Origin of the sequence: Arthrobacter sp. AG367, assembly GCF_007828995.1 — a bacterium.
In the GTDB taxonomy this organism is placed as follows: Bacteria; Actinomycetota; Actinomycetes; order Actinomycetales; family Micrococcaceae; genus Arthrobacter.
The window spans coordinates 116783-131320 of the sequence record NZ_VIVE01000004.1 but is presented as its reverse complement, the minus strand read 5'-3'; the positions used below and the strand labels follow the sequence as shown (position 1 = coordinate 131320).

The following is a 14538-nucleotide window of genomic DNA, read 5'->3' as shown; positions in this document are numbered from 1 at the left end:
GTCTGCCCCCTTGGCCTTCCCCACACCAATACCTGTCTGCGGCGGCCAAGCCCCCGGAATCCGCAAGGTTCCGGGGGCTTTCCTGTTTCCCGGATCCGCAGTAGCTTGGCAGCAATTGGCGGACGGGGGATCGGTGGACTTTTTCACGGCGGTGATGCAGCCGTTCCGGTGGCTGGTGTCCGCCGTCATGGTGGCTTTCCACGACGGGCTGGCCGCCGTGGGCATGCCGGCGGCGGGCGGCTGGACCTGGACGCTGTCCATCATCGGGCTGGTCCTGGTCATCCGCGCAGCACTAATCCCGGTGTTCCTGGCCCAGGTGAGGGCCCAGCGCAGGATGCGGCTCCTGCAGCCGGACCTGAAGGAGCTCCAGGACAGGTACAAGGGCAGGACAGACCCTGCGTCCCGGCAGGCCATGGCCCAGGAACAGATGGCCCTCTACAAAAAGCACGGCACCAACCCGTTCTCTGCGTGCCTGCCGCTGTTGATCCAGGCACCGTTCTTCCTGGCGCTTTTCCAGGTGCTGTCCGGAATTTCCAACGCCTCGCGGCAGGGCGAAGGCATGGGCGTGATGGGACACGACCAGGTGGTCCAGTTCGATTCCTCCAGCATCTTCGGGGCACCACTGTCCTCCTCCCTGCAGCACGGCGCAGGCGACCCGGCCGCCGTGGCTGTGCTCGCCGTCGTCATGATCCTGGTGATGATCGCCAGCCAATTCCTGACGCAGAAACTTGTGGCCTCACGGACCATGGACGGCCAAGACAGCGACAGTCTCCTGATGCGCCAGCAGCAAGTCCTGCTGTACGTCCTGCCCGTGGTCTTCGGCGTGGGCGGGATCTTCTTCCCCATCGGAGTCCTGGTCTACTGGACGGTTTCCAACCTCTGGACGCTGGGCCAGCAGTTCATGGTGTCGCGGCAGCAGTAAGGCTTTGCCGGATGCTGCGGTCCTAGCCTTGTTCGCAATGACCCGCGTAGAAGGCACGGATGTGCGAACAAGCCCAGGAATGCCGCAAGCAGCGCCGAAGGCCTATGCGGGCCTGATATCCGGCGGCAGAATGGGGCCATGGCGAAGCTGATCTACTCCGCAATCATGTCCCTCGACGGCTACACGGCAGACAAGGACGGCAACTTCAACTGGTCCGCGCCGGATGCGGAGGTCCACGGTTTCATCAACGACCTGGAGCGGGATGTGGGCACCTACCTCCTGGGGCGGCGGATGTACCAGGTGATGTCTGTCTGGGAAACCATGGGCACGTCCGGGGATCCTTCGGTGATCCAGGACTATGCCCGGATCTGGCAGGGGGCGGACAAGGTGGTGTACTCGACGACGCTGGCCATCGCTGCCACGCCCCGCACCAGGCCGGAGCGGCAGTTCCGCCCGGAGACGGTGCGGGACATGAAGGCCGGCACGGACAGGAACATCAGCATCGGCGGCCCCACGCTGGCGGCACACGCCCTCAACGCCGGCCTGGTGGACGAATGCCAGTTCTTCATCACCCCGGTTGCCGTGGGCGGCGGCCTGCGCTTCCTGCCGGACGGACTGGAGGCCCGGCTGGAACTGCTGGAGGAACGCCCGTTCGGAAACGGCGTGGTGTACCTGCGCTACGGAGTCCTCTGAACCGCCGGCGCACCCGTCCTGCGCTGGACCGCGAAGAGGGTGAACAACAGGGCCACCAGCGCGGTGCCCACCAGCAGGAGCAGCCCGATCGAATAGCTGCGGGTCGCTGCGTCATAGGTGGCGCCCATGACCAGAGGGGGGAAGTATCCGCCCAATCCGCCAGCGGCGCTCACGATGCCGCTGATGCTGCCCACCTTCCCCGCCGGTGACAGGACGCCGACCCACGCAAACACGCCGCCCGTTCCCAGACCCAGCGCCGCCGCCATGGCAACGAATGTGGCACCGGCGGGGACTTCGCCGTCGGGCCGCATGTTCACCACCCAGCCCAGGACCGCGACGGCGGCAAGGGCGGTGAGGACTACCGGTTTCGGGCCCAGCTTGTCAGCCAGGACCCCGCCCACCGGACGGGCCAGGACAGCGGCCAGGGCAAACCCGGCGGTCCGGGCGCCGGCGCCGGAGGGATCGAAACTGTACACGTCCCGCAGATAGGTGGGCAGGTAGGTGGCGAAGGAAACGAAACCGCCGAAGACCACGGCGTAGAGGAAGCACATCTTCCAGGTGACTGCCGTCCTGGCAGCGTCGAGGAGTTTGGGCAGCACCGGCAGGTGGCTGGGCGCCCAATCCGGGGATTCCTTCATGGCGAACCACACCAGCGCCGCCATCACGGCCAGGACGCCGGCGATCAGCAGGTGCGTCTGAAAGTATCCGATCCCGGCCACAAGCCGGGGATTCAGAAATGCCGCCAGCGCCGTGCCGCCCATCCCGGCGCCGAAGACACCGGTGGCGAACCCGCGGCGGGCTGGTTGGTACCAGGCGCTGACGAACGGGATCCCGACGGCGAAAACGGTCCCTGCCACGCCGAGCAGCAGCCCGGCCCCCAGTACCAGCGCGAAGGAACTCAGGAGGCCGCCGACCGACACCAGGAGGAGGGGAGGGATGGCGGCCAGGAGCACGAAGGTGAACATGGCCCTGCCGCCGTACTTGTCCGTGAGCGTGCCCACCACGATCCGTCCCAGCGAACCGACGAACACCGGCATGGCCACCAGGATCCCGGTGCTGGCCGGCGTCAGGGACAGGTTCTGGACGTAGAAGGCGCCCAGCGTGGCCACGGAGTTCCATGCCCAGAAACCTGCCACGGATGCCGCCGTCGCCAGCGCAAGGTTCAGCGCCCTCCAGGTGCCCGGCGCTGTGGTCATTCCGGCCACTTCCTGCTCCTCACCATGATCCAAACGCACCGCCGGTCAGCGGTTGCGGGTGTCCCTGTCCGGCGTGCCAACGGCGGACCAGCCCCGGCCCTTCGTTTCCCTGTCCCGCGAGCGGTAGACGATGTACGGGCGGAAAAGATAGTGCAGGGGTGCCGTGAAGGCGTGCACCAGGCGCGTGAACGGCCAGATGACGAACAGCGCCATGCCCACCAAGGTGTGCAGGTGGAAGGTGAACGGCGCAGCGGCCATCGCCGCGATGTCCGGCTGGAAGATGAACAGCGACCGGAACCACGGCGCCACCGTTTCCCGGTAGTTGTGCCCGTGTTCTCCCTCGAACACACTGGCCAGGGTGGTCCACAGGCCAAAGACGATGGCCGCGGTCAGCACCACGTACATGGTCTTGTCGTTCCTGGTGGTCGCCATGAAGACCGGGCCGGTGGTGCGCCGCCGGTAGATCAGCAGCGCGATCCCGCCCAGCGTTCCCACCCCGGCGATGCCGCCCACCAGCAGGGCGTTGAAGTGGTAGAAGTCCTGGCTCATGCCCGCCGCCGCCGTCCAGGCGATCGGGATCACCAGGCCGAAGAAGTGCCCGGCGATGACCGCAAGCAGCCCGAAGTGGAAAAGCGGGGAGGCGATCCTCAGGAGCCGGGATTCGTAAAGCTGGGAGGACCGGGTGGTCCAGCCGAACTGGTCGTACCGGTAGCGCCACACCAGCCCGCCCACCAGCACCACCACCATGACATAGGGCAGGACGCCCCACAGGACGGTATCCCAGGCGTTGAGGACGACGGCGGGTCCCGGCTCCGCCACGGTGGACGCCTTGAGTGCGGGCATGGTCAGGCCCTCCTGACCGGCAAAAGCCGCGGGTCGTAGGGATCCAGTCCCACGCTTTCGGAGGGTGGACCGTATCCGGCCATGCGCATCACTTCCTGCTCGTCCTGGGGTGACTTCCCGGGCAAGGTGGCGCAGATGGCCGCCAGGATCGTGGCATGCGGCAGGTTGTCCCGAAGCAGCCCCAGCCGAAGCATCTCCAAGCTGGCCCGGTAACGCTTCAGCAGGGTGCGTCCGGCCGCGGAATCCACCCGGGCAGCGAATTCCAGCACCATGGGCAGGTAGTCGGGAAGTTCCCCGTCCAGGTCCACCAGGGCGCCGCTGTGCCGGTAGGCCTCCTTGAAGAAGCCCAGCACCTCACCGCGGCGCCGGGTGTCGCCATCGGTCCAGTAGCTCAAATGCAGCGCGTGCCGCCGGCCGAGATCGAACTCGCGGACATATTGGGCCTGCAGTTCCATGGGCGGGGTGGCCTCGAGAAGGTCCAGTACCGGCGCAAATGCCGGCAAAGCCCCGGGAAACTCGGAAAACGCTGCCCGGACCAGGGGAACCCGCTGCACCAGGTCCTCATCGGGATAGGACAGGCACCAGGCCGCTGCCAGGTACACCACCTGGTCGTGGCGGTTCACGGCTGGTCCTCCGCAGCGTCGAGGGTATCCGCTTCGTGCCCCTTGTCCGGGAACAGGCCGGGCGGCGCCCCGCGGCCGTCCCAGTTCAGCAGGTTCACCCTGCCCTTCAGGCCCGTCCCCGCGGAGACCTCGTCACTTGTCTGCCGGTCGCGCAGGGCGTGGAAGGTGTCCACGGCCACCGGGACGGGCCTGCCGCTCGCCTCCCCGAAGGGTGCCGAATCCTGCATGCCAGGGCCGCCGTCGAAATCCAGCGAGCAGCCCATCTCCTCCAGGTCGTGGGCCTGCTCCACGTGCGCCTTGGGAATGACGTACCGTTCGTCGTATTTGGCAATGGCCATCAGCCGGTACATCTCGTACATGGTCTGGCCGTCCATGCCCACGGCCTCGGAGATCGAGTCGTCCGGGTCGTTGCCGAGGCTGATGCCGCGCATGTAGGAACGCATGGCGGCCAGCTTCTTCAGTACGGCCGTGACCCGGTCCGCATCGCCTGCGGTGAACAGTTCCGCGAGATACTCCACCGGGATGCGCAGCGCATCAATGGCGCCAAAGAGATTGCCGTGGTCCTCGCCGTCGTGCCCCTGGTCCCGCAGCAGGTCCACAACGGGTGAGAGCGGCGGCACGTACCAGACCATCGGCATGGTGCGGTACTCGGGGTGCAGCGGGAGTGCCACTTTGTAGACCTTGGCCAGGGCGTAGACCGGCGAGCGCCGCGCGGCGTCGATCCAGTCCTCGGGGATCCCCTGGGCGCGGGCCTCGGCCTGGACGGCGGGGTCGTTCGGGTCCAGCAGCACGTCCATCTGGGCGTCGTAGAGTTCCTTGGGGTCGGTGACCGCGGCCGCCGCGGTGACGGCGTCGGCGTCGTACAGGAACAACCCCAGGTACCGCAGCCGGCCCACGCAGGTCTCCGAACAGACCGTCGGCAGCCCCACCTCCACCCTTGGATAGCAGAAGGTGCACTTCTCGGCCTTGCCCGTCTTGTGGTTGAAGTAGATCTTCTTGTACGGGCAGCCGGTGACGCACTGCCGCCAGCCACGGCACTTGTCCTGGTCCACCAGCACAATCCCGTCCTCCACCCGCTTGTAGATCGCGCCGGAGGGGCAGGACGCCATGCAGGACGGGTTCAGGCAGTGCTCGCAGATCCGCGGCAGGTAGAACATGAACGTCTGCTCGTAGGCGAACTTGATCTTGTCCTCGGACTCGCGCCGCACCTTCTCCACGATCGGGTCCAGGTGGCCGTTTTCGGTGGAGCCGCCCAGGTCGTCGTCCCAGTTCGCGGACCACGTGATTTTCGTGTCTTTGCCGGTGATCAGGGACTTGGGCCGGGCCACCGGGAAGTCGTCGCCCAGCGGCGCGTCCACGAGGGTCTTGTAGTCGTAGGTCCACGGCTCGTAGTAGTCCTTGAGCTCGGGCTGGACGGGGCTGGCGAAGATCCCCAGGAGCTTCTTCACCCGGCCCCCGGCTTTCAGCACCAGCTTGCCGCGCTTGTTCAGCACCCAGCCGCCGTGCCACCTCTCCTGGTCCTCGTAGCGGCGCGGATACCCCTGCCCGGGCCGGGTTTCCACGTTGTTGAACCAGACGTACTCGGTGCCCGCACGGTTGGTCCAGGCCTGCTTGCAGGTCACGGAACAGGTGTGGCAGCCGATGCATTTGTCCAGGTTCATGACCATGCCCATTTGAGCCATGACACGCATCAGTACTGCACCTCCTGGGAACGACGGCGGACGGTGGCAACCATGTCGCGCTGGTTCCCGGTGGGGCCGAGGTAGTTGAACGCGTAGGCCAGCTGGGCGTAGCCGCCGATCAGGTGCGAAGGCTTGACCAGCAGCCGGGTCACCGAGTTGTGGATGCCGCCGCGCCGTCCCGTGGCTTCGGACTTCGGCACGTCGATGGTGCGTTCCTGTGCGTGGTGGACGTAGACCACGCCGGCCGGCATCCGGTGGCTGACGATCGCCCGGGCCACCAGGACCCCGTTGATGTTCAGGCACTCCACCCAGTCGTTGTCCTTGACCTGGATCGCCTCGGCGTCGGCGGGGCTCATCCAGACCGTGGGGCCGCCGCGGGAGAGCGAGAGCATCAGCAGGTTGTCCTGGTATTCGGAGTGGATGGACCACTTGGAATGCGGCGTCAGGTACCGGACCACCACTTCCAGCTCCCCGTTCCGGCCCAGTTTGGGTTCGCCGAAGAGCCGGTGCATGTCCAGCGGCGGCCGGTAGATGGGCAGCCCCTCGCCGATGTCCGTGATCCAGTCGTGGTCCAGGAAGAAATGCATCCGCCCCGTCAGGGTATGGAAGGGCTTGAGCCGTTCGATGTTGATGGTGAACGGGGCGTAGCGCCGGCCGCCCGTTTCGGAGCCTGACCATTCCGGCGACGTGATCACGGGGACCGGTCCGGCCTGGGTCTGGGCGAAGGTGATGAACTTTTCCTCGGAGCCCTCGGACAGGTCCGCCAGCTTCCTTCCGGTGCGGACTTCGAGGTCTTTGAAGCCCTGCACGGACAGCGCACCGTTGGTGGTGCCGGAGAAGGCCAGGATGGCCTCGGCCATTTTCGCGTCGGTGTCGATCGCCGGCCGCCCGTCCGCTGCGCCGCCGAGCATCACGCCGTTGGAACGGCTGAGCCGCTCCAACGGGCCGGCGAGTTTGTACGTGACGTTCTTGACGGTGAAACCGAGCTTGTCGGCCAGGGGCCCGACGGCGGCGAGCTTGTCCGCGATGGCCGTGTAGTCCCGCTCCACCACCGAAAAGGCGGGCATGTTCTGGCCCGGTACGGCGGGAATGTCCGTGTCACGCCAGTCCCGCACGATCCCCCCGGGCTGGGCCAGCTGGCCCGGGGTGTCGTGCTGCAGCGGCACGCTGACCAGGTCCCGGCGGACGCCCAGATGGGTCTTGGCCATCCGGGAGAACTCCCGGGCCAGCAGGTGGAACATCTCGAAGTCCGTTTTGGTTTCCCACGGCGGGTCGATTGCTGGGGTGAAGGCGTGCACAAACGGGTGCATGTCCGTGGAGGACAGGTCGTGCTTCTCGTACCACGTGGCGGCCGGGAACACGACGTCGGAGAGCAGCGTGGTGGAGGTCATCCGGAAGTCCGCGGAGACCAGGAAGTCCAGCTTTCCTTCCGGCGCCTTTTCGTGCCACTTCACATCCTTGGGTTTAAGTCCCTCGGCATCCGTGCCCAGGACGTTGTTGTGGGTGCCCAGCAGGTTCCGCAGGAAGTACTCATTGCCCTTGGCGGAGGAACCGAACAGGTTGGAGCGCCACAGGACCAGCGTGCGCGGCCAGTTCTCCGGGGCGTCCACGTCCTCGATGGCCGGGTTCAGTGTCCGGTTCTTGAGTGCGTCCGCGATATAGCTGGGGGTGTCCTTGGCGGTTCCGGCGGCGACGGCGGCCTCCGCCTCGTCGGCGAGGTCCAGGGGGTTGCGGTCGAACTGCGGGTAAAACGGCATCCATCCAAGCCGCGCGGCCTGGGCGATGGCGTCCGCGGTGTGCAGGCCGTCCAGGGCGCCGGTGGACAGCGGTGATTTGAGGGCGTCGGCCGAGTACCCGTCCTGGCGCCACTGGTCCGTGTGCATGTACCAGTACCCGGTGCCGATCATGGTGCGCGGCGGCCTGGACCAGTCCAGGGCATTGGCCAGCGACACCCAGCCGGTGATGGGGCGGGTCTTTTCCTGCCCCACGTAGTGCGCCCAGCCGCCCCCGTTCCGTCCCATGCAGCCGGTCAGCATCACCAGCGCCAGGATGGCCCGGTACGTGGTGTCGCCGTGGAACCACTGGCAGATGCCGGCGCCCATGATGATCATGGACCGGCCCCTGGACTGCTCGGCGTTGCGGGCGAACTCGCGGGCCACCCGGATGCAGGCCTGGGCGGGTACGGAGGTGATCTCCTCCTGCCATGCCGGGGTGTAGGGCGTGGCGGCGTCGTCATAGCTGGCGGCCCAATCCCCGGGCAGCCCGTCGCGGCCCACTCCGTACTGCGCGAGCATGAGGTCGAACACCGTGGTGGCCAGCTGGCCTTCCACCTCGATGACGGGCACGCCGCGGCGGAGCACGCTGCCGGTGCCGTCCGCCTGCTCGAAGCACGGGAGCAGGACCTCGGCGCTTTCTCCCGAGACCTCCCGCAGCGACAGCGCCGGTTCCATCCCCTCGAGGTCCAGGTTCCACTTGCCCTCGCCGCTGCCGGAGTAGCGGAAGCCCAGGGACCCGTTGGGGACGGCCGGACGGCCGGCCTTCTTGTCGAACAGGACGGTGCGGAACGCAGCGTCCTCTGCCCCGGACTCCGCCGGGATGTCACGCGCAGTGAGGAATTTTGACGGCGTCAGCGCGCCGTCGTCGTTCCTCACCAGCCGGACCAGGAACGGAAGGTCCGTGTACTGCTTCACGTAGTCGGTGAAGAACGGCACGTCCCGGTCCACGAAGAATTCCTTCAGCATGACGTGCCCCATCGCCATCGCCAGGGCAGCGTCCGTTCCCGCCTGGGCGGGAAGCCATTCGTCCGCGAACTTGGTGTTGTCCGCATAGTCCGGGCTGACCGTGACCACCTTGGTGCCGCGGTACCGCACCTCGGCCATCCAGTGCGCGTCCGGAGTTCGGGTGACCGGGACGTTCGATCCCCACATCATGAGGTAGCGCGCGTCCCACCAGTCACCGGACTCGGGAACGTCGGTCTGGTCCCCGAACACCTGCGGGCTGGCGACAGGCAGGTCAGCGTACCAGTCGTAGAAGGACGTCATCACCCCGCCGATCAGCTGGATGAAACGCGTACCGACGGCGTGCGAAACCATTGACATGGCCGGGATGGGGGAGAAGCCGGCGCAGCGGTCCGGGCCGTAGGTCTTGATGGTGTTCACGTGGGCGGCGGCGGCAATCTCGATCGCTTCCTGCCAGGAGACCCGGACCAGGCCGCCCTTGCCGCGGGCCTGCTGGTAGCGCCGGCGCTTGTCCGGGTCGGCCGCTATCTCGGCGAAGGCCAGGACCGGGTCGCCCAGGCGTGCTTTCGCTTCCCGGTACATCTCCACCAGTACACCGCGTGCGTAGGGAAAGCGGACCCGGGTGGGGGAGTAGGTGTACCACGAAAAGGCTGCCCCGCGCGGGCAGCCTCTCGGTTCGTATTCGGGACTGTCAGGGCCCACCGACGGGTAGTCGGTCTGCTGGGATTCCCAGGTGATGATGCCGTCCTTGACGTACACCTTCCAGGAGCAGGAACCGGTGCAGTTCACCCCGTGGGTGGAGCGGACCACCTTGTCGTGGCTCCACCGGTCGCGGTAGAAGATGTCGCCCTTGCGGCCCCCCTCCCGGAAGACGGCCCTGCCGTCGTCGGTCTGGTCCCACCGGGTAAAGAAACGGCCCAGCTTCAACATTGCTTCTGATGCGGGTCCATCTAACCCCGCACGGGGTCCGGCAGCCATGCCCCCAAGCTAGGCGGGAGCCGGAAACGCGGAACAGGGCACAAAGGCCCTGTTCCGTGGACCATGGCTGCTCCGAATCCCTCCCGGGGCGGGCAGAATGGGTGCATGACACGCATCGCCATCATCGGCGGCCACGGGAAAGTGGCCCTCCTCCTGTCCCAGCTCCTCACCGGCGAGGGCCACTCCGTCACCTCGTTCATCCGCAATCCGGACCATGCGGACGACGTCGCCGCCACTGGCGCCACGCCGTCGGTCCTGGACGTGGAAAATGCCACGACGGCGGCCATCGCCGATGCCTTGGCCGGGCATGACGCCGTGGTCTGGTCCGCCGGGGCTGGCGGCGGCAACCCCGGCCGCACCTACGCGGTGGACAGGGACGCTGCCATCCGCTCCATGGATGCGGCGGCCCAGGCAGGGGTGGACCGGTACGTGATGGTGTCCTACTTCGGTGCGGGCAAGGACCACGGAGTGCCGGAAGACAACAGTTTCTTCGCCTACGCCGAAGCCAAGGCGGCCGCTGACGAGTACCTGCGCGGCAGCGGGCTGGCGTGGACCATCCTGGGGCCCGGGGCACTGACCGACAAGCCGGGGACCGGGCTGATCGACGTGGACCCGTCGCCGGATGGGGACCGTGACACGTCACGTGCCAACACGGCGATCGTGGCCGCGGCGGTGCTGGACCTGCCCCAGACCGCAGGCCGGACCATCGAGTTCCGCGACGGCACGCTGCCGGTGGCAGCGGCCCTGGAACCGGGCGCGTAGACCCCGGCGGGCAAGGGGCGCGTGGCCTCGGTTATGCCGGGGCGACCGGCGCGGCCAGCTCCAGGTCCAGGTCCAGGGAATTCTGCTCCACGTAGTCCAGGGCGCAGCGCACGGCACCCACCGTGACGATTGAGTCGCCCAGCGGGGAGACCGCCACCCGCGCGGGGGTGGCGGTGAAGTCTTTCAGGCGCTCGCTGATGGGTGCAAGGAGTACGCCCGCGGAATCGGCCACCCCGCCGCCGATCACCACCAGCTCCGGATTGAGCAGGGTGGCTACGGTTCCCACCACCCGTGCCATCCTGTCCGCCAGCCGGTCCATGATGCCAAGAGCCACGGCGTCGCCCTGTTCCGCCGCCGCAAAGACCTGCTCAGCTTCCAACCGCCCGTGGGGGACGGAGCGGAGGGCGGTGGGGACCGGGGTGGCCAGGGCTTCGGCGGCCCAGGTCCGCGCCAGGTGGGCGATGCCGTAGGTGTCGCCCACGCCTTCCACCAGGTCCAGGTACGCCAGCTCCCCGGCGCTGCCCCGCGTTCCGTGGACCAGCCGGCCGCCCTCCACGATGCCCGAACCCAGCCGTTCGCTGGCCAGGATCACCACCACGTCGTCAATTCCCGCGGCCGCCCCCTGCCAGCGTTCGCCCAGGGCCGCAAGGTTGGCGTCGTTTTCCAGCAGCACCGTCCAGCCCCGGGTTTCCTTGAGGGCCGCCCCCAGTCCCAGGTCGAACAGCCCCCAGAACTTCTGCGTGGCCACCACCTCCCCGTGCCGGTCCACGGGTGCGGCAACTCCGGCGCAGACGGCCAGTACCCGGCCGGGCTCCGTTCCTGCGGACCGCAGGGCCGCCTGGGCTACGCCGTCGATGAAGGCTATGCGTTCCCGGGAACCGACGTCTCCCGCCTGGAAAGGCCGGCTGGACCGTCCCAATGTCTTGCCCCGGAGGTCGGAAACCACCACGATGACCTTTGAATAGCCGATGTCCATGCCCAGGACCACGCCTGCGCGCTCGTTGAGTTCGAACCGGCGGGCGGGGCGGCCCTTGTGGTACCCGCCGAATTCGCGCTGGTTTTCCCGCTCCAGGACCCAGCCGCGCCGGACCAGGTCCTCGCAGACGGCGATGGTGGTGGCGCGGGTCAGGCCCGTGGCGGCCATGACGTCCGTGACGGTCACCGCGGCCGAGGCGCGGAGGAATTCGAGGACCGCGCCGGCACTGACCCGCCGCAGCAACTGGGGAGTCGCCGGAACCAGTTCAGGCATGCTGTTGACCTTCCTGAGCAAAGCACCAGATAATACTTGGGGAAGTAAATTTAGATTCAATATAAATGTACCTGCTGCAAAGAAAAGGACCACCCCTTGTCCACCACTGCCACGCTGGCAACCCTGTCCGACTCCGACCGTCCGGCCGACCCCAACTGGTGGCGCCAGGCCTCCGTATACCAGATCTACCCGCGCAGCTTTGCCGATTCCAACGGCGACGGCATCGGTGACCTGAAGGGCATCACCGCCAAGGTCCCGTACCTGAAGTCGCTGGGCATCGACGCCGTCTGGCTGAGCCCGTTCTACCCCTCCGCGCTCGCCGACGGCGGCTACGACGTTGACGACTACCGCGACGTGGATCCCAAGCTGGGCACCCTGGACGACTTCGACGAGATGGCCAAGGCCCTCCACGAAGCCGGCATCAAACTCATTGCCGACATCGTCCCCAACCACTCCTCCAACCGGCACAAGTGGTTCCAGGAAGCGCTGGCCTCGCCGAAGGGTTCGCCGGCCCGCGACCGCTACATCTTCCGTGACGGCAAGGGCCCCAACGGCGAGTTCCCGCCGTCGGACTGGGACTCTGTGTTCGGCGGCCCCGCCTGGGAGCGCATCACCGAACCGGACGGCACCCCGGGCCAGTGGTACATGCACATCTTCGCCAAGGAGCAGCCGGACCTGAACTGGTCCAACCGCGAAATCCGGGATGACTTCCTGAAGACGCTGCGGTTCTGGTCCGACCGCGGCGTGGACGGTTTCCGCGTCGACGTTGCCCACGCCCTCACCAAGGACCTCACCGAGCCGCTGCTCTCCAAGCTGGAACTGAGCGCCGCCAACACCGGAGTGGACGGATTCGACGACGGGACGCACCCGTTCTGGGACCGCGACGAAGTGCACGAGATCTACGCCGAATGGCGCGCGGTGTTCAACGAGTACAACCCGCCGCGCACCGCCGTCGCCGAAGCCTGGGTGCACGCCACCAGGCGTGCCCGCTATGCCAGCCCCCAGGGCCTGGGCCAGGCGTTCAACTTCGACCTGCTGCAGGCCGACTTCGACGCCGCCGAGTTCAAGGAGATCATCACCCGCAACCTGGCCGAGGCTGCCGCCACCGGCGCCTCCTCCACGTGGGTGTTCTCCAACCACGACGTGGTACGGCACGCCACCCGCTACGGGCTGCCGCAGGTGGCCAAGGAAAAGGCCGGCGCCAAGGGCCAGGACGGCAAGGACTGGCTGCTGTCCGGCGGCCCCAAGGACCAGCTGGACGTTGAACTGGGCGAGCGCCGTGCGCGGGCCGCCACCCTCCTGATGCTCGCCGTTCCCGGCTCCGCGTACCTGTACCAGGGCGAGGAACTGGGCCTGCAGGAAGTGGCCGAGATTCCCGAATCGGAACGGCAGGACCCGTCCTTCTACCGCAACAAGGGCGTGGAGATTGGCCGCGACGGCTGCCGCGTGCCGCTGCCCTGGAAGGTGGAAGGCACCTCCTTCGGCTTCGGCGACGGCGGCTCCCACCTGCCGCAGCCGGATTGGTTCAGCAAGTACGCCGTGGAGGCCCAGGACGGCACCGAAGGTTCCACCCTGGAGCTCTACCGCGAGGCCCTGAAGCTCCGCCGTGAACTGCAGACGGACGAGGACCTCGAATGGGTTGCCACCGGCAACCGGGACGTCCTGCACTTCAAGCGCCCCAACGGGTGGCAGTCCGTGACCAACTTCGGGAACACCGCCGTCGACCTTCCGGCCGGCAAGGTGCTGGTCAGCAGCGGCCCGCTGGAGGACGGCAAGCTGCCGGCCAACACCACCGCGTGGTTGCGCTGATGGGCGTGAACCGCCGGCGTGGGCGGGCCTGATGCAGGAGGTCATCTACGGATGCATGGGACTGGGCGGCAGCTGGACTGACGAACCACATGGCAGCCACCATGTGGACCAGGCCGCCGCTGCCGTCCAGGCCGCCCTGGACGCCGGGATCACCCTGTTCGACCACGCGGACATCTACCGCAGCGGCAAGTCCGAGGCGGTGTTCGGTGAGGTCATGGCCGCCACTCCGGGTCTGCGGGAACGGATCCGGCTGCAGACCAAATGCGGCATCCGGCTGAACGAACGCGGCCTTCAGACCCACTACGACCTGAGCCGGGACGCCATCCTGGAACGGGTCAACGGCAGCCTGGAACGGCTCCGGACGGACTACGTGGACATCCTCCTGCTGCACCGCCCGGACCCCCTGGCGGACCCCGCGGAGGTGGCCTCCGCCGTCGGGCAGCTCATGGACGAAGGCAAGGTCCGGCAACTGGGCGTGTCCAACATGTCCGCAGCGCAGATCGAGGCGCTGCGGGACCGGCTGGAGACCCCGGTGGTTGCCAACCAGCTGGAAATGAGCCTGCTCAAGCGGGCATGGCTGGAAAGCCAGGTCCTGGTCAACCACCCGGAGCACCTGGACTACAGCTTCCCGCACGGGACGCTTGAGTATTGCACCCGGAACAACGTCACCCTGCAGGCGTACGGCGCCCTGGCCCGCGGCGTCTACACCGGCGCCGAACCGGACAGTCCCACCTCAGCCGATGCGGCAACGGCGGAACTCGTGGCGGGGCTTGCGGAGGAGTACGGCACCTCCGGCGAGGGTGTCCTGCTGGGCTGGCTGATGAAGCACCCGGCCGGAATCGCGCCGGTCATCGGGACGGTCAACCCGGACCGCATCCGGGCCTGCGGCGACGCAGCCCGGGTGGCGCAGGCCCTCACCCGCGCCGACTGGTACAAACTCTGGGTCACGGCTCGCGGGAGCAACATCCCCTGATCCTTCCCGGCCGGGCAGCAGCAGGGGCCGTTGTGCAGGTCACAACGGCCCTTTCTGCTGCCCGCATTTA

Annotated in this window: 11 protein-coding genes; 5 read left to right on the top strand and 6 right to left on the bottom strand. The window is 67.5% G+C overall.

Annotated features, from left to right (window positions below):
- Positions 1-133: 133 nt before the first annotated feature.
- The gene (yidC, locus tag FB478_RS12990) at positions 134-922 is read left to right on the top strand and encodes a membrane protein insertase YidC (RefSeq protein WP_018769071.1); all 789 of its coding nucleotides are present in this window, start codon (positions 134-136) and stop codon (positions 920-922) included.
- Positions 923-1060: 138 nt separating this feature from the next.
- Positions 1061-1615, top strand: coding sequence for a dihydrofolate reductase family protein (locus FB478_RS12985; RefSeq protein WP_144600793.1), 555 nt, complete (start codon positions 1061-1063; stop codon positions 1613-1615).
- Here the strand turns inward: FB478_RS12985 and FB478_RS12980 are convergent.
- The 5 genes from FB478_RS12980 to FB478_RS12960 are packed head-to-tail and all read right to left on the bottom strand — an operon-like array spanning position 1600 to position 9675.
- A complete protein-coding gene (locus tag FB478_RS12980) occupies positions 1600-2811 on the bottom strand; it encodes a nitrate/nitrite transporter (protein WP_134163672.1) in 1212 nt (403 codons plus the stop codon). The genes FB478_RS12985 and FB478_RS12980 overlap by 16 nt on opposite strands.
- 45 nt (positions 2812-2856) lie before the next feature.
- A complete protein-coding gene (gene narI, locus FB478_RS12975) occupies positions 2857-3654 on the bottom strand; it encodes a respiratory nitrate reductase subunit gamma (RefSeq protein ID WP_134163673.1) in 798 nt (265 codons plus the stop codon).
- 2 nt (positions 3655-3656) lie between these two features.
- The gene (gene narJ / locus FB478_RS12970; RefSeq protein WP_144600791.1) at positions 3657-4277 is read right to left on the bottom strand and encodes a nitrate reductase molybdenum cofactor assembly chaperone; all 621 of its coding nucleotides are present in this window, start codon (positions 4275-4277) and stop codon (positions 3657-3659) included.
- Positions 4274-5968, bottom strand: coding sequence for a nitrate reductase subunit beta (narH, locus tag FB478_RS12965; protein ID WP_144600790.1), 1695 nt, complete (start codon positions 5966-5968; stop codon positions 4274-4276). Before narH ends, narJ begins: the two co-directional genes overlap by 4 nt.
- The gene (locus FB478_RS12960; RefSeq protein WP_144600788.1) at positions 5968-9675 is read right to left on the bottom strand and encodes a nitrate reductase subunit alpha; all 3708 of its coding nucleotides are present in this window, start codon (positions 9673-9675) and stop codon (positions 5968-5970) included. The genes narH and FB478_RS12960 overlap by 1 nt, the downstream gene beginning before the upstream one ends.
- A 105-nt stretch (positions 9676-9780) precedes the next feature.
- Between FB478_RS12960 and FB478_RS12955 the strand changes: the two genes are divergently transcribed.
- Positions 9781-10437 carry an SDR family oxidoreductase gene (locus FB478_RS12955; protein ID WP_018769078.1) on the top strand — a complete coding sequence of 219 codons (657 nt, stop codon included), beginning with the start codon at positions 9781-9783 and terminating at the stop codon, positions 10435-10437.
- Between the two features lie 31 nt (positions 10438-10468).
- Here FB478_RS12955 and FB478_RS12950 read toward each other — a convergent pair whose 3' ends face one another.
- Positions 10469-11686: an ROK family transcriptional regulator gene (locus FB478_RS12950; RefSeq protein ID WP_144600787.1), complete on the bottom strand. Its 1218-nt coding sequence runs from the start codon at positions 11684-11686 to the stop codon at positions 10469-10471.
- Positions 11687-11782: 96 nt separating this feature from the next.
- Here FB478_RS12950 and FB478_RS12945 point away from each other — a divergent pair, with 96 nt between their 5' ends.
- Positions 11783-13495, top strand: a complete 1713-nt coding sequence (locus tag FB478_RS12945) for a glycoside hydrolase family 13 protein (RefSeq protein ID WP_144600785.1) — start codon at positions 11783-11785, stop codon at positions 13493-13495.
- 31 nt (positions 13496-13526) lie between these two features.
- Positions 13527-14468, top strand: a complete 942-nt coding sequence (locus FB478_RS12940) for an aldo/keto reductase family oxidoreductase (protein ID WP_144600783.1) — start codon at positions 13527-13529, stop codon at positions 14466-14468.
- Positions 14469-14538: the final 70 nt, after the last annotated feature.